Origin of the sequence: Akkermansia sp. UBA7090 (genome assembly GCF_002493465.1) — a bacterium.
In the GTDB taxonomy this organism is placed as follows: domain Bacteria; phylum Verrucomicrobiota; class Verrucomicrobiia; order Verrucomicrobiales; family Akkermansiaceae; genus Akkermansia; species Akkermansia muciniphila_A.
On record NZ_DKYW01000002.1, the window covers coordinates 47,642 to 62,871 of the forward strand.

General features: G+C 59.6%; 14 protein-coding genes. 8 read left to right on the top strand and 6 right to left on the bottom strand.

The features are described from left to right. Positions 1-60: 60 nt before the first annotated feature. Complete coding sequence (locus tag B3075_RS00420; protein WP_094136524.1) at positions 61-1,002, bottom strand: glycoside hydrolase family 16 protein; 942 nt, start codon at positions 1,000-1,002, stop codon at positions 61-63. Positions 1,003-1,175: 173 nt separating this feature from the next. On the opposite strand from B3075_RS00420, the gene B3075_RS00425 reads away from it, so the two are divergent. After that, positions 1,176-3,425, top strand: coding sequence for a heavy metal translocating P-type ATPase (locus B3075_RS00425; protein ID WP_290488157.1), 2,250 nt, complete (start codon positions 1,176-1,178; stop codon positions 3,423-3,425). A gap of 34 nt (positions 3,426-3,459) precedes the next feature. Here the strand turns inward: B3075_RS00425 and recN are convergent, their stop codons facing one another. Next, positions 3,460-5,118, bottom strand: coding sequence for a DNA repair protein RecN (gene recN / locus B3075_RS00430; RefSeq protein ID WP_290488158.1), 1,659 nt, complete (start codon positions 5,116-5,118; stop codon positions 3,460-3,462). A gap of 64 nt (positions 5,119-5,182) precedes the next feature. Here recN and B3075_RS00435 point away from each other — a divergent pair, with 64 nt between their 5' ends. From B3075_RS00435 to B3075_RS00460, 6 genes are all read left to right on the top strand, one after another. After that, positions 5,183-5,956: an MBL fold metallo-hydrolase gene (locus B3075_RS00435; RefSeq protein ID WP_290488159.1), complete on the top strand. Its 774-nt coding sequence runs from the start codon at positions 5,183-5,185 to the stop codon at positions 5,954-5,956. 25 nt (positions 5,957-5,981) lie between these two features. Next, positions 5,982-6,776 carry a WecB/TagA/CpsF family glycosyltransferase gene (locus B3075_RS00440; protein WP_290488160.1) on the top strand — a complete coding sequence of 265 codons (795 nt, stop codon included), beginning with the start codon at positions 5,982-5,984 and terminating at the stop codon, positions 6,774-6,776. 149 nt (positions 6,777-6,925) lie between these two features. Next, on the top strand, positions 6,926-7,630 hold the full coding sequence (locus B3075_RS00445; RefSeq protein ID WP_290488161.1) for an MmcQ/YjbR family DNA-binding protein: 705 nt from the start codon (positions 6,926-6,928) through the stop codon (positions 7,628-7,630). 104 nt (positions 7,631-7,734) lie between these two features. Then, the gene (locus tag B3075_RS00450; protein WP_094136518.1) at positions 7,735-8,061 is read left to right on the top strand and encodes a hypothetical protein; all 327 of its coding nucleotides are present in this window, start codon (positions 7,735-7,737) and stop codon (positions 8,059-8,061) included. A gap of 78 nt (positions 8,062-8,139) precedes the next feature. Continuing rightward, positions 8,140-8,469, top strand: coding sequence for a hypothetical protein (locus B3075_RS00455; protein ID WP_290488162.1), 330 nt, complete (start codon positions 8,140-8,142; stop codon positions 8,467-8,469). A gap of 55 nt (positions 8,470-8,524) precedes the next feature. Next, on the top strand, positions 8,525-8,692 hold the full coding sequence (locus B3075_RS00460; protein WP_164907846.1) for a hypothetical protein: 168 nt from the start codon (positions 8,525-8,527) through the stop codon (positions 8,690-8,692). 93 nt (positions 8,693-8,785) lie between these two features. On the opposite strand, the gene B3075_RS00465 is transcribed toward B3075_RS00460, so the two are convergent. Genes B3075_RS00465 through B3075_RS00480 form a run of 4 tightly spaced genes read right to left on the bottom strand, consistent with a single transcriptional unit; the run spans position 8,786 to position 12,969 of the window. Continuing rightward, complete coding sequence (locus B3075_RS00465) at positions 8,786-9,649, bottom strand: LpxI family protein (RefSeq protein WP_290488163.1); 864 nt, start codon at positions 9,647-9,649, stop codon at positions 8,786-8,788. Between the two features lie 29 nt (positions 9,650-9,678). Further along, positions 9,679-10,953 carry a 2-oxo acid dehydrogenase subunit E2 gene (locus tag B3075_RS00470; protein ID WP_022197234.1) on the bottom strand — a complete coding sequence of 425 codons (1,275 nt, stop codon included), beginning with the start codon at positions 10,951-10,953 and terminating at the stop codon, positions 9,679-9,681. An 18-nt stretch (positions 10,954-10,971) separates the two neighbouring features. Then, positions 10,972-11,946, bottom strand: coding sequence for an alpha-ketoacid dehydrogenase subunit beta (locus B3075_RS00475; RefSeq protein WP_022197235.1), 975 nt, complete (start codon positions 11,944-11,946; stop codon positions 10,972-10,974). A gap of 21 nt (positions 11,947-11,967) precedes the next feature. Beyond that, the gene (locus B3075_RS00480; RefSeq protein ID WP_233465527.1) at positions 11,968-12,969 is read right to left on the bottom strand and encodes a thiamine pyrophosphate-dependent dehydrogenase E1 component subunit alpha; all 1,002 of its coding nucleotides are present in this window, start codon (positions 12,967-12,969) and stop codon (positions 11,968-11,970) included. A 591-nt stretch (positions 12,970-13,560) separates the two neighbouring features. Here B3075_RS00480 and B3075_RS00485 point away from each other — a divergent pair. Then, on the top strand, positions 13,561-15,230 hold a 1,670-nt coding region (locus tag B3075_RS00485; protein WP_290488164.1), incomplete at its 3' end, for a hypothetical protein.

Genomic DNA, 15,230 nt, shown 5'->3' on the forward strand with positions numbered 1-15,230 from the left:
GCTCCGGCTATCCCATGCGCCGCAATTCCTGCTCTTGTTCCCGTTTCCGGAAAAGGACGGTTACTTTTCCGTCCGGTATGGAATGGTTCCCTTATGGGGGGAGTCCTTTTTCTGGTAAATGCGAACGTAGTCTATTTCATATTTCTGGGGAAGCGGCAGTTTGCCCAGATCTCCGCCGGTGGCGCCCAGGGCCAGGTTCAGGATGATGTAGTGCGGCTGGCGGAAGGGGTTGGCGATTTCCTTGTAAGAAGCATTGACGATATTATCCAGGGGAGTCCGGTTCAGCAGAATATCGTCCGCATACAGGCGCACTTCCTGTTCGTCCCAGTCCATACGGAAGACATGGAAGCTGTCCGCCCAGTCCGCGTGTTTTTCCTGAAGCCATTTGAGCGGCGTGTAAGTGGTGCTCCATTTGCCCACGTGTTTTTTGGGGGAACCCCAGCAGAGATTGGCCAGATAGGTGGACTGGTAATACTCCATGATATCTATTTCCCCGCACATGGGCCACTTTTCCTTGACGCCCAGGGTCCAGAAAGCAGGCCACATGCCTTCCCGCGGGCTGAATCTGGCCCGGATTTCAAACCGCCCGTACAACCAGGAAAATTTGCCGCGCGTCGTCAGGGAGGCAGAGGTGTATTCCGCCTCCTTCCGCGTCGTCTGCCAGTTTTTCCCCGCCGGATCGTAATGGGGATTGGCATGTTTTTCCTTCCTGCCTTCAATAATCAGCATGCCGTCTTTGCAACAGGCGTTTTCCGGCTGGTACCATTGCGCTTCCTTGTTGCGGACGAAACCGTGTTCATAATTCCATTTGGCGGGGTCCGGACGGCCGTCTTTATCGAATTCGTCGTGCCAGACAAGTTCGTAATCGGAATAATCCGCTTTTTCCACGACTCTCTCCGTTTTTTTGACGCCGTCTCCGTGGAGGGTGTAAAGCTGGGCGTGGAGGGGGGTGGACAACAAGGCCGCGCTGGCCAGGACTTTGAATAAAGGAGGCATGTTCATGGGGGAAAATAAAGGTGTTTGTTACTGGTACGGGGCTGCGGGCGTTTTTTTGTCATTTTTTATCAGAAAGGGCTGAAGCCGCGAAAGCGGCTTGAGAAACGGAATAGATGTGTTAGAGCCAACTAACAGTATGGGGCCTTATCTGGACCCGGAACATCAGACACTCCGTTTTAATGACAATGGAAGAAAAGAACTATCTTGTTTCCGGCATGCATTGCGCCGGGTGTGCCGCCAAGGTGGAACGCGCCGTGGAGGGACTGGAGGGGGTGGAGCGCGTCGAGCTGAATTTGCTGACGGGACGGATGACCGTTTTGTTTGAAAAGCCTGATTCCCCCGCCCTGGAGCGGATAGCTCCGGTGGTGGAGAAAGCCGGCTTCCGCGTGGCGGATTGGAAGGAGCAGCCGTTTGCCGGAGCGGAGAAAGAGGAGAGGCAGGAACAGGAGGAAACGGGCGGCTCCCGCCTCGTCTGGTCCATTCTGCTGCTGGTCCCTTTGATGTATTTGTCCATGGGCCCCATGTGGAACTGGCCCGTTCCGGGAGGAAGTTGGGGCCTCTGGATGAATTGGTGGACGCAGTGTATTTTGACGGGCGCCGTCCTGTGGCTGAACCGGCATTATTTGATAAACGGCGTGCGGCAGCTTGTTGCGCTGTCTCCCAATATGGATTCCCTGATCGCCATCGGTTCCGGCTCCGCTTTTCTGTATGGGCTGTATTTGTTGGTTGCGGGGATGTGGCAGGGGTTCAGTGTGGATGGAATGGAGCTGTATTTTGAATCTGCGGCCATGATCGTCACCCTGATTTCCCTGGGGAAATACCTTGAACGCCGCTCTTGCCGGAAAACGAATGCCGCCGTAAAAGGGCTGGTGAAGCTGGTTCCCCAGGAGGCGCTGGTATGGCACGGCGGCGCGGAGCGCGCCGTTCCGCTGGATGAAATTCGTTCCGGGGACCTGGTGGTGGTGAAAACCGGGCAGCGGATTCCGGTGGACGGCATGATTGAAGAGGGGCAGGCGGCTCTGGATGAATCGGACCTGACGGGGGAAAGCATGCCTGTGGACAGGACGGCGGGGGACCGGGTAATCAGCGGAACGTTCAACCGGGCCGGGTATCTCAAAATCCGCGCGGAACGCGTGGGCGGGGATTCCACGCTGGCCCGCATGATCCGCCTGGTGGAGCAGGCCGGCCAGTCCAAGGCGCCCATTGCGCGTCTGGCGGACCGGGTATGCTATTTCTTTGTCCCTGCGGTCATTGCCGTTGCCCTGGTGTCGCTGGTTGGGTGGATGGCCGCCGGGGAGGGTTTTTCCTTCGCCCTCGCCAGGGCCATTGCGGTGCTGGTGATTTCCTGCCCCTGCGTCCTGGGGCTCGCCACGCCCATCGCCATTATGGTGGGGACGGGCAGGGGCGCGCGGCTGGGCATTCTGTGCAAGTCCGCCGGAGCCCTGGAAGCCCTGAGCCGCGTGGATACCGTCGTTTTTGACAAGACGGGCACCCTGACGGAAGGGGAGCCGCGGGTAGTGGCCGTGCTGCCGGAGGAAGGCATGGATGCGGATGAGCTGGTGGAAATGGCGGCGGCTTTGGAACAGGGTTCGGAACATCCGGTGGGAAAGGCTGTTTATGAACACGCCAGGCTTCTGAATTTGCCCGTCCGCGCCGTGGCGGATTTGTCCGTGGTTCCTGGCCGCGGCATTGCCGGAACGGTGGACGGGGCGCCTTGCGCGGTGGGCAATTCCGGATTCATGCGGGATAAGGGAATCTTCTGGAAGGAGGATGAAAGCCGCCTGCGGGAATTCATGCGGCAGGGCGCGTCCCCGCTGTATGTGGGCCGGGGGGGCAGCCCCGCCGGCGTCATCATGGTGGCGGATTCCCTGAAACCGGACAGCCGCGCGGCGGTGGACAGTCTGAAGCGGATGAACCTGCGCGTCGTCATGCTGACGGGGGACAACGCCTCCACGGCGCGGCATATGGCCGGAGAACTCCGCATTGACGAGGTGGTTTCCGACGTGCTTCCGGATGAAAAAGCCTCCCATGTGATGAAGATGGAGGAACGCGGGGACAAGGTGGCGATGGTGGGGGACGGCGTGAACGACGCCCCGGCGCTGGCCTGCGCCCGGGTGGGCATTTCCATGAAGTCCGGAACGGAGCTGGCGATGGAATCCTCCGACATCGTGCTGATGAAAAGCAACCCCGCTGGCGTGGCGGAAGCCCTCCAGCTGGGCCGCGCCACGCTGCTCATCATCAGGCAGAACCTCTTCTGGGCTTTCTTTTACAACATCATCGGCATTCCGCTGGCCGCCGGGTGTTTATATCCCGCCTTCGGCCTTACGCTGAATCCCATGCTTGCCGCCGGCGCGATGAGTTTGAGTTCCCTGTGCGTGGTATTCAACTCCCTGAGGCTGCGCAGGTTCAACCCGCGCCTGGGGAAATAGGGCAGTTCTCCCCTCCCCTCCGGCGGTTTCCCGTTCATGAGGGCTGCAGCAGGGCCTGGGCCAGCGTGCGTGCGTGGTCTCCGCCGCCGCCCAGCATGCGGACCAGTTCATCCACCCGCTCTTCATGGCTCACCTCCCGCAGGCAGGAGATGGTGCGGTTGCCCGCGGAAGCTTTCTGAACCAGGTAATGATGGGAAGCCAGGGCCGCCACCTGCGGAAAGTGCGTGATGGAGATCACCTGGTGCCTGTTTCCAAGCTGCTGCATCTTGAATCCCACAGCCCGCGCCACTTCCCCGCCCACGTTGGCGTCTATTTCGTCAAACACCAGCAGGGGGGTGGAATCCTTGTGGGCCAGGGCGCTTTTAATCGCCAGCATGATGCGCGCCAGTTCTCCGCTGGAGGCAATCAGGCGGAGAGGTTTGGAGGGTTCCCCGGGATTGGGGCCAAACAGGAATTCCACCGTTTCCATTCCCTGTGAGCCCGGTTCCTGAAGGGGGGAGAGGCTCACTTCAAAGACGGCCTGGCGGAATCCCAGCTCCCGGGAGTGCCTGACGATGGAGGCCGCCAGCCTGGGAGCGGAGTCCTGGCGCGCTTTGGTCAGGGCCTGCCCGGCGGCGTCCATTTGCCTGCGCAAAACGGCGATGGAGGCCCTCAGCTCTTCCAGGCGTTCCGTGCGGTGTTCCATGCGGTCCAGGCGGCCGGCCGCCTCCTCCCTCCGGGAGCAAACGTCCTCAAAGGAAGGGCCGTATTTCATTTTCAGTGATTCCAGCAGGTTGATGCGTTCCTCCAGCTGGAAAAGCTCCCGGGGGTCGCAGTCCAGTTCGGCGGAATAATCCGCCAGGCGTCCCTCGATTTCCTTGAGTTCCAAATTCACTTCCGCCAGCGGGGCCAGCCACGCGGCGGTGGAAGCGTCCATGCGTTCCAGCTCATGGGCCGCCCGTGTCAGTTCCCTTAATTGGGTCCCCAGGCCGGGCACATCCGTTTCCTCCAGCATGGAAAGCATTTTGGAGACCTGTTCCCGGAGCCGGGTGCCGTTGCGGGCGCGCTGCCAGCGCTCTTCCAGCGTGAGCACTTCCTCCGGAGTGAAGGCGGCGGAATCTATTTCATCCACCTGGTGGCGCAGCAGTTCTATTTCCCGCGCGGTGGCCGCTTCCGCATGTTCCAGGTCATCGTAGGCCCGGCGCGCATCCTGCCATTGCCTCCAGGCGTCCGAATAGGCGTGCATCAGGGGGGCGTGCTCTCCGAAGGCGTCCAGCAGGGAAAGCTGCCTTTCCTGGGAGACCAGGGAGCGGTGGTCGCTGGGGCCGTGCATGTCCACCAGGCAGGCCCCCGCTTCCCGCAGCAGGTTCAGGGTGCACGGGCTGTCGTTCAGAAACTGGCGGTTGGCCGTGGAGGAAATGAGGCGCTTGATGATCAGGTTGCCGTCTTCGCAGGGCGGGACGCCATGCTCGTTCAGAATGGCGTGCACGGGGGAGGATTCCGGCAGATGGAACACAGCTTCCACGCTGCATTGCTGTTCCCCGGAGCGGATAAGCGTTTTGTCCGCCCGCTCTCCCAGCGCCAGGCGTATGGCTCCAATGATGACGGATTTCCCCGCCCCCGTTTCCCCCGTGATGCAGATGAATCCGGAACTGGGTTCCCAGAGCAGCTGGTCCACGAGGGCCAGGTTTTTAATTTTCAGCAATGTAAGCATTCGGGCTTTGGATTTTGAATGCATTATGGCATCATTTGCTCTAAACGCAATCATGACCTCTGTGATGAACATTCTCTTTTTGGGCACAGGAACGTCCACCGGAGTGCCGCAGATAGGCTGCTCCTGCGCGGTCTGCACGTCTCCGGACCCCAGAAACAGGCGGTTGCGTTCTTCTGTTTATGTAGAGGCCGCGGGCGCCCGCCTCCTGCTGGATTCCTCCCCGGATTTGCGGCAGCAGGCCCTGCGGGAACATATCACGGACGTGGACGCCGTCCTTTATACGCATGCCCATGTGGATCACGTGGGAGGTTTTGATGATTTGCGCGCCTTCTGCTGGCGCCGGTCCGGCGGCCTGCCCATGTATGCTTCCCCCATGACGGTGGACGCTCTGCGGACCATGTACGGCTGGGCGTTCGTTCCCAAACCGGGGCGGAGCGGCTACGTCAGGCCGGAGCCTCATGAGGTGACGGCTCCGTTCCGTGTGGGGAACGTGCTGGCGACGCCCCTTCCGGTGCTCCATGCCGGGGTGGAGACATATGCCTATCTCCTGGAGGCGGAAGGCCGGAGCCTGGTTTACATGCCGGATGTGAAAAGCATCCCGGCCCCGTCCCTGGAGAGGATGAAAGGAGTGGATCTGCTGATTATTGACGGGCTGCGTTATCATCTGCATCCCACGCACATGTGCCTGGAGGAAACGTTGGCCGCCATTGCCGCCGTACGGCCCCGCCGCGCCGTGCTGACCCACCTGTCCCATGATATGGATTACGGGATTCTTTCCGGCAAGCTGCCGGAAAACGTCATGCCCGCGTACGACGGGCTGAGGCTGTCCCTGCCGTAATGCTCACGCTGCATGTTCTCAGGCCATGACTATTCCAGACAATTCTGACCGCCCCGGAGCGCGGATACCGTCCGAAACCAGAAACGTATTCGGCTTTTCCGTAGCCGTCAGTTCCGTGGAAGAGATGTCCGCCGCGCTGGCGGAACGCGCGCTGGAGGCGGAAGCTCCGTTTCTGGTGGCCGCGGCGGACGTCCATGTGGTGACCCGCGGCGTGCATGACCGGGACTACGGGAACGTGCTGGAACGGATGGATGTGATTTGCCCGGACGGTATGCCGGTGGTGTGGAAGCTGAACAGGGGCCTTTCCCCCGGGGAAAGGGAAGCCCGCCGCGTGAGCGGGCCGGATCTGATGGAAGCGCTGGTGCGTTTGAATGTGCAGTATCCGGGATTGCGCCATTTTTTGCTGGGCGGGGATGAGAAGTTGCTGGAAGCCCTGTCTGGGGTCTTAAAGGAAAAATACCCCGGTTTTCAACTGGCCGGGGTGTATTCCCCTCCGTTCCGGCCTTGGACGGAGGAAGATCTGGAAAACATGCGGGAGGCGGTTGCTTCAAGCGGGGCCAATGTGGTATGGGTGGGGCTGGGCTGCCCGAAACAGGAACGGTGGATGGCGGAGCAGAGGGAGTTGCTGCCCCCCGCGGTTTATGTGGGCGTAGGGGCGGCGTTCGCTTTTCATGCCGGTACGGTGAAACGGGCCCCGCGGTGGATGCAGAAGAACGGCCTGGAATGGCTGTACCGCATTTACCGGGAGCCGGGAAGGCTCCTCAGGCGGTACGTGAAGCACAACAGCCTGTTCGTGTGGTATGTGCTGACGGGCAGATGAAGCCGTTTTTCCGGCGCGCGTCTCGGAGCTGCGCCGCAGGGTATTTTATCCTTGTGCCGTTTTCGTGCGGTTTTATCATGATTCCGTCTGAATCTGAACGGCAACGGAGGGGGGGCTTTCCCTTTTTCGTCTTTAACCCTGTTTTTCTTATGTTCTTTCGCCGTATTCCCCGGGAAAGCTGGTATGAAAAAGCTGTGGAACGCGTTTTCAGGGACAGGAAGCCGCGCATGGAAAAGCTGCTTTCCTTCGGCTGCGTTCGGGTGGAAAACGGTTTTCTGCACAGGGCGGCATTGCTGAACGGGCAGCTCTGCATGGAATTGGAAATACGCGCGGACGGTTCCGTTCATGCAACGGTGCATGAGGAGGACGGGAAAAATATCCGGCATGCCGCCCCGGCAACGGAGGACAGGTTGCGGACAAGAACGCTCCGCAGGGAATATGAGGAAGAATTGTGGCATGTGGCGGAATGCTGCTTTGAACCTGATTTTTTCAAGGCGGCTCCTGCCCGGAGTCTCATCGCGCACATCCGGAAAGCTTACGGGGAGGAACTGGAATTCCTGTGGAGGAAGTTTCCGGGGAACGCAGTAGTGCGGCGGAAGGATACGGAAAAATGGTACGCCGCTTTTCTGGCTGTGCCGCGGTTGAAGCTGGGGGGAAGTTCACGGGAACGGGTTGAGGTGTTGAACCTGCGGGTTTGTCCCGGTGAATCCGGGGGGCTTGTGGATCATCACAGCCGTTTTCCGGCCTACCATATGAATAAGAAAAACTGGGTGAGCTTTTGCCTGGATGGAACTGTTCCCTTTGAGGAACTGGCTGCGCGCCTGGAAACCAGCCGGAGGCTTGCCGGAAAGTAAGCTCCTCCGGGGCGGGATGCCGGGAGGAACCGCTTTCCCCCTTCCGGCCGGATGGCCGGGAAGGGGGTCTTGACCCGGAAAGAGAAGGAGCCTACAGTAAGGGCATGAACGTAGAGGAAAAAGCTCTGTCCACCTTCCGCACGGCGCCCTGGCGCCACAACTGCGCCCAGGCTGTCTGCGCGGCTCTGGGCAGGGAGGATTTGCTGGAAACCGTCTCCGCTTGCGGTACCGGAAAGGCTCCGGACGGCCTGTGCGGCGCGCTTTACGGGGCGCTGCTCTGTACGCCCGTGGAATCCAGGGAGGAGCTGAGGCGGCGGTTTGTGGAAAAGCTGGGTTATTCCTATTGCAGGGAATTGAAAAAAGAGGGGGCCGTGCCATGCCGGGATTGCGTTGCCGCTGCGGCGGTTCTGGCTTTTAACTTGAGGGAGTGAACGCAGAATGACACTGCCGGATTCATGGTTTTTCATGAAAAAAGAGTCTATTGGAATGAAACCAAATAGAATAACATCATGAAAAAATTGATCTATATGATAGCGGCAGCGGCCGTTGCGATTCCGGTGGTAGCTCTGGCCCAGGGAGCCTGCGGCAGCGGCTCCTGCTCCAAGGGAGACAAAGACATGGCTGAAGCCAAAGAGCACATGAAAGAAGGCGCCAAGGCCGCCAAAGACGCCGCCTCCGAAAAAATGAAGGAAGGCAGGCAGGCTGCCAAGGACGCTTACGAAAAGGGCAAGGAAGCCGCCAGGGATGCTTATCAGGACACCCGGGACGCCGTTGACCATGCGGCGGACAGGGCTGCCGATAAGGCCGAGGCCGTAGGTGACGCCGTGAAAAACGGTTAATTCAAATGATCGACAATAAAAATATTTGCTTATTATGTGCGAATCCAAAGATCATATGAATAAAGGCTGCGGATGTGCGAACAATGCCGCTTCCGGAAAAATGGAGGAAGGCAAGCACAAGATGAAGGAGGCCTGCGAAAAAGGCAAGGAAGCCGTCAAGGACATGGCTGAGAGCGTGCGCGACAAGGCCAAATCCATGATGGACAAGGATAAGAATTCTTAGTCCCGGCGGCGGTTGAGGCAAGCCGTTTCCCATGCCTCCTCCCGTATGCGGGAATGGTCTCCCCTTGTCCGGATTTCCGGGCGAGGGGATTTTTTATGCAGGCCGGTCTTCCGGGGGCGGGCTGTCCTGTTCCACGGTTTGGAGGGCATGCAGGCTGATTTGATGCCTTTTGCATAATTCCGCCACCCGGCCGCGTTCCAGCAAAATAGTCTTGCCCGCTTCCAGGGCGATCTGCCTGACGCCGCATTCCGCGCACGTTTCAATGGTGACGGGGCCGACGGTGGGGATGTCAAAACGCATGTCGTGCCCCAGACGGGCCACTTTGGCCAGCGTGGCCGGTTTGCCGTTGCCCAGTTTCCCGCCGCGCCGTATGCAGTTGTTGGTGCCTTCAATCGCTTCCACGGCGATGACGGTGCCGCCGTGCACGATAACGGACTGCCCGATGTGGAGGCGGCTGATTTCCTTGGCCACCTGCATGCCGAAGCGGGCATCCTCCCATTGTTCAGGCGTGGGAAGCGGTCCGGCGATATGCCCCGGCTGCGGCATGTGCTCCTCCATGTAGGTGGAGGCCGGGAGGATGGTGAACCCTTCCTTTTCCGCTTCCGTGATGACGGCCCCAAGCAGGGAGTCCGCATTCTTTTCCGGCATGCGCATCAATACGGAAAGGGCGCGGAGATCCGGGCGGAGGGAGAGAATGTTCTTCGGATTGATGCCGCCGGCCATGATGACGTTCCTGACGCCGTGCTTTTTCAGGAAGGAGAACGGCTTGCTTATCTGGCCCACGCTGAATTCCTGGTAAGCGTCGCACAGGGGGATGACGGCGGGGTTGGTTTCCCCCTTGAACCCTACGGCCACGATACGCAATTCCGGCGTCCGGCGGCGTGCGCCCCGGACAATATATTCCGGATAAACGCCGTCTCCGGCTACCAGGCCTAATACGGGCGGGTCTGTTGTCATGCGGCGTGAAGCTGGGGGAACGGTGCTGGTTACAGGTATTCCGGGCGCTGGAGCAGTTCCGCCACGCGCTTGAGCAGGCGTCCGATGTCCGCTCCGTCCACCACGCGGTGGTCTCCCGTAGCCACGATGTTGGCCTTGGAGATGGGAATGAACGCCTCCACTTCGTCACTCCAGACCGGGGTTTTGGTGACGGCTCCCACCCCCAGGATAATGGATTCGCTGGGCATGGGCATGGGCGCGGCAAAGGTGAGTCCGAAGCCGCCGAAGTTGGTGACCGTGGCGATGCCCCCCGTGCTGTCTTCCGGCGCCAGCCTGCGGCGGCGCGCCTGGGCAATCAGCCTGTTATAGTCTTCCAGCAGTTCTTCCATCGTCCGTTCGTTCACGCGGCGCAGCACGGGAACCATGACGCCGTCCGCCACCTGGGCGGCGATGCCGATGTCAATCGTTTTGGGAGAAAGAATATTTTCCCCCACCAGGTAGCCGGCGCATTCCGGGCTTTCCGCCAGGGCCAGGGCCAGGGCGCGGGCAAAGTACAGGGTGATGCCGGGCCGCAGCGGGGAATTCTGCCTGTGCTTGATGAGAGGATCCATGAATACGGGGCGCCCGGCGGAGGCCAGGGGACGCGTCCAGCTGCGGCGCATGGCGTCCGCCACGGCCAGCCGCATGGATGAGGCCTTGCGGTTCGGCCATTGGCTGACATATTCCAGGAATTCCTCCAGGTCGTCAATGGTGACGCGCCCGCCCGCCCCGGAACCGGAGATGAAAGCGATGTCGGAGGCTCTCATGCCCAATTCATCCATGCGCGCCTTCATCCGGGGGGACATGTAATGCGCGCCCTTCATGCCGGCGGGTACGGGAAGGCCGCGCACGCTGGGCTGGACTTTCAGGTCCGTGCCGTTTTCCTGGTAGGATTCCCCCGTCACTCCGAAATGGACGCCCGCGGGTTGTTCCTCCCGGGGAGGGGCGGAGGGCGCGGCCTGGGGAACGGATTCCGGACTGGCTGGAAGGGACGGCTGGGTGGAGTCTCCGGCCGGGGTCGCTCCGGAACGCTCAATTTCCTCTTCCGTGGCCTCAATCATGGCCATGCAGGCGCCGACCACGACGGATTCCCCTTCCTTGATGAACACATCGCTCAGGATGCCGCCGCACATGGTGGTGACCCCCATGGTGGCCTTGTTGGTTTCTACCTCAAAGATTTCCTGGTCGGCTTCTACGGTATCGCCCTGGGCCGCCAGCAGGCGCAGCACGGTGGCTTCCGCAATGGAATCCCCGAGCTGGGGCATCAGAATGGGTACTTTAGGCATGATGGAAACTGGGTTGAATCAAATGGATAAAAGATGGCGGATGGAGGCGGCGATGGATTCCAGCGTGGGGCGGTGCGCCTTCCAGAGGTTGGGGTGCTGGGGGATGGGGGTATCCCGCGCGTTGAGCCTCTGGGGCGGAGCGTCCAGCAGGTGGAAGCCTTCCGCGACAATGCGCGAAACAACCTCCGCCGTGACGCCGCCCCACGGAAAGTCTTCCCCGACGACCAGGACGCGGCCGGTGCGCGCTACGGAGGCGATGACGGTATCCATGTCCAGCGGGCGCACCGTCCGGAGATCCACGACCTCCACTTCATAGCCGCTTTCCTTTTCAAGCAGGTCTGCCGCGCGCACGGCTTCCGGCACCATGGCGCTGTACGCCACCACGGTGGCGTGCTTCCCCGTGCGGGCGATCCTGGCCATGCCGAACGGGATGGCCGGGGCTTCCCGGTAGTTGTCCTCCGCCTTCAGCCAGCGGTACAGGAATTTGTGTTCCAGAAAAATGACGGGGTCCGGAATTTCCACGGCCTGGCGCAGCATCCAGTAGGCATCCGCTACCGTGGCCGGAGTCATGACGTGCAGGCCCGGATAATGGGCGAACAAAGCCTCCAGGCTCTGGCTGTGGAAAGGGCCGGTGCCGGGGGTTCCCCCGCAGGGCAGGCGCACCGTAATGTTGGCGGGAACGCCCGTGCGGTAGTAATGGGTGGCCGCCATGTTGACAATCTGGTTGAAAGCGATCGTGCTGAAGTCGGCAAACTGTATTTCCATAATGGGCTTCTTGCCCATGACGGCGGCCCCGGTCACCATGCCGGCCATGGCGTCCTCACTGATGGGGGAGTCAATGACCCGGTCCGGGAACAGCTCCTTGAGGCCCTTGGTCGCTTTGAAAGCGCCGCCGAAAACGCCTATGTCCTGCCCGTACAGAAAGACGTCCCTGTCTTCCGTAAGCAGGTCTTTCTGGGCGTCGTGGATGGCATCAATGTATGTTACGCTCATGGGAATCTTCCGTTTGCTGGCTTAATAAGGTCTCCATACCGTGGCGTTCCAGTCTTCCCGGAAGGGGTCCGGTTCCGGTTCCCGCTGCGCGGTGGCTACGGCCAGCTGGACTTCGTCGGCATACTGTTTTTTCAGAGCCGCCGTTTCTTCCGGCGTGAGCCAGCCGGCTGCCAGCAGCTGCCGTTCCGCGACCGCCACGGGGTCTTTTTTTTCATATTCCTCTTTCAGCTCCCTGGGGATGTAGGAGGCGTCGTCATGCTCCCCGTGCCCGCACATGCGGAGGGTCTTGGCAAGCACCCACTGGGGGCCCCGGCCTTCCCTCGCGTTCTTGACGGCGGCCCGGAAGGTTTCCAGCGTGGCCATGAAGTCCGTGCCGTCCGTTTCATGCACGGTGAATCCGTAGCCGCGGCCTCTGTCCGCCAGGGAGGCTTCTCCGAATTCCCTGATATTGGGAGTAGAGTAGGCAAATTGATTATTGGTCACCACGAGCACCAGCGGCAGCCGCTCCACCTTCGCCATATTGGCGGCTTCATGGAAAGCTCCTGTGGACGTGGTGCCGTCTCCGCAGAAGGCCACTCCCACGGGGCCGGGCAGTTTGCCGTCCAGGCGCTTGGCGAAAAGGCAGCCGATGACGAAAGCCACCGTGCTGCCCAGATGGCTGATGGGAGCCATATAGCCTTCCGCGGGCAGGCCCCGGTGGACATTGCCGTCCCGCCCTTTCATGCATCCCAGGGCGGACCCCAGGTAGGCGCGCGCCGCTTCAATAATCGGTTCCCCCCAGGCGACGCGTGCCGCCTGTTCCCGGATGAACGGGGCGATGACATCGTAGCCGGCAGTCAGAAAGACGCCTCCGCACGCGGCAATCGCTTCATGCCCGCGGCCCAGATAAACGCCCCCCGTAATTTTGCCCGCTTTGTAAAGGCTGGAAATTTTGGTGTCGAAGGCCCGCGCCAGCAACATGGCCTTGAAAGCCCTGACGGCATTTTCCTTTAAGTCCGGTTGTGTAGTGTCGCAATGTGCCACCCCATTATTCTATATGCTGCATAAGGAAATGCAATGCCATTTCATGAAACTGCCTGAGACTTTATGTCCGCGGGAGCGGGGCCGCGCCGCAGGGCGGTCCCGGGCCGCCGGAAGCGCTTTTGCGTCTTCTGTTCCCGCCGCGGGAAACTTTTCGTGAACGCCGCCGGAACAGGGGGCGGAGCACGCTTATTTTCCCCATGGCAGGGGCCGTGAAAGGCTCCTGCCGCTTTGTTGAGGCAGGAGTTCCCGCATGCCGTGCACGAGGGTTATTGACGGGCGAATTTCGAATCCGCTGTCAATCCTATTATTTTAATAGGATATACATTTTTTTTGGCCTCCATGGAAAACGCGTGTTCTGAACTGATGGTAATGTATTGATAATAAAAAGCTGTATTTGTCTCTCATGGCCCTTCGGATACTGGCCGCCGCTGTTCTCCGGGGGTAACGCGCGCCTGCCGTTTCACGGAGGACATATTTTGGAATAAGCGGGATATTTTCTAAGACTTTTCCTGTCAAACCGCAGCGTGAACAGCGGATTCGAAATTCGCTATTTAGCGGGCTTTCCAATATTAATGATTCTTCTTAAAAGATATGAGACTTATTCTTCCATTGCCGTTGCGCCGCTTCCTGCTGGGTCGTCTTCTGTTTTCCGTAACGATGGCGACTGCCGCTTCCGGCGCGGAATTCGTGGTGGACGCCTCCCAGGCAACCAACCCGGGGCAGCATGTGTATAACACGCTTCAGGAACTGGCGGCGTCCGGAACGCTGTCTTCCGGGGATACCGTCATTCTGCACAATGACGATTCCTCGCTGACCTCCGGCCTGCCGGTAACTGTCAATTTCCAATCCAATGATCCGGATATTTTCCGCACCATTGACCTGGCCGGGCTGCAGGCGGCTCGTGGTTTATATAATGATTATGCTCAACCTCTCAGAGGAGAAAAATTGGAACTGAATTCCATCATCCTGAGTAATTCGGGATCACGTATTATCCAGCCGATGAAATATTTGAGCCAAATTGGGTTGGATTCAATTTCTTTTGGAGACGGAGTCAGGTTTGTCGGAAACGGTGTTTCATCCATTGACTACGGCAGCGGTGGGGTTATTGATTCATTTCAGCAGGGAATCTCATATACTTTTGGAGATGATGTTGCATTCATCGGCAACTATATTGTCAGCTCTACTGGTTATGCCTCCGCCGCAGCTGTATATACTTCATCAAGTCCCGTTGTTCTTGGGGACAGGGCCGTATTCGCCGGCAATTATGCTTCCAGTGATTCAGGGGATTGTTGGGGCGGGACTATTTCCGTCAGTCACGGGGGTTCATTTACTATGGGAACCGGAGCCGTGTTCACCGGCAACTATGCTTCCAGCAATTCAGGGGATAGTTATGGCGGCGCTGTTTTTCATCAGGATATAGAGTTCATCCTCGGAGATGGAGCCGTGTTCACCGGCAATTATGTTTCCAGCGATTCAGGAAACAGTCTGGGCGGCGCTATTTATTCTGAAATGTTGATGGCGACGTTTACTATAGGAACCGGAGCCGTGTTCACCGGCAACTATGCTTCCAGCAATTCAGGGGATGGTCATGGCGGCGCTGTTGCTGTTGGCATTTGTACCAAGTCGAGATTGACCTTCCAAGACGGGGCAACATTCATGAACAACTATGCCACAACATCAGGAGGAGCTATTCACGTTTCCTCAAGAGCAGCCCTTTCCCTCCATGCTCTGACGAAAGACGTGCTCTTCAGCGGCAACATGACCGGGGGAGTCTTCGACGGGAATGCATTCTCCCTGGATACGTTGCGAAACGGCATCGCCAATGCCATTCACATAAACGACGGCAATACCGTGCTGACGCTTGCCGCGGCGCAGGGGCGGGAAATCCGCTTCAACGACCCGATCACTTCAGACATACTGCCCGACGCCAGGGAAACCTTCACGCTCAACCGTTACACGGATGAGGAAGGGAAGGTTCACGACACAAACGGAACCATCATCTTCAGCGGCGAACTCTACCAGGGGGATGAAGCCCACCTCGCCGCCAGCCGGTACAACAACTTCGTGGCCGACACCACCCTCTATGGCGGCGTCCTCCTGCTGAGCGGCAACGCCGTCTTCGGCAGGAATCTTGAAGACATCATTAACGACCAAGGCTCCTCCCTGACGGTACGGCAGGGCACGCTGGAAATCACCGGAGGAAGCACGGCCAACGCCACCTCCTTCTCCCTCTCCGGCAGGGACGCCGTGCTGCGCCCGGG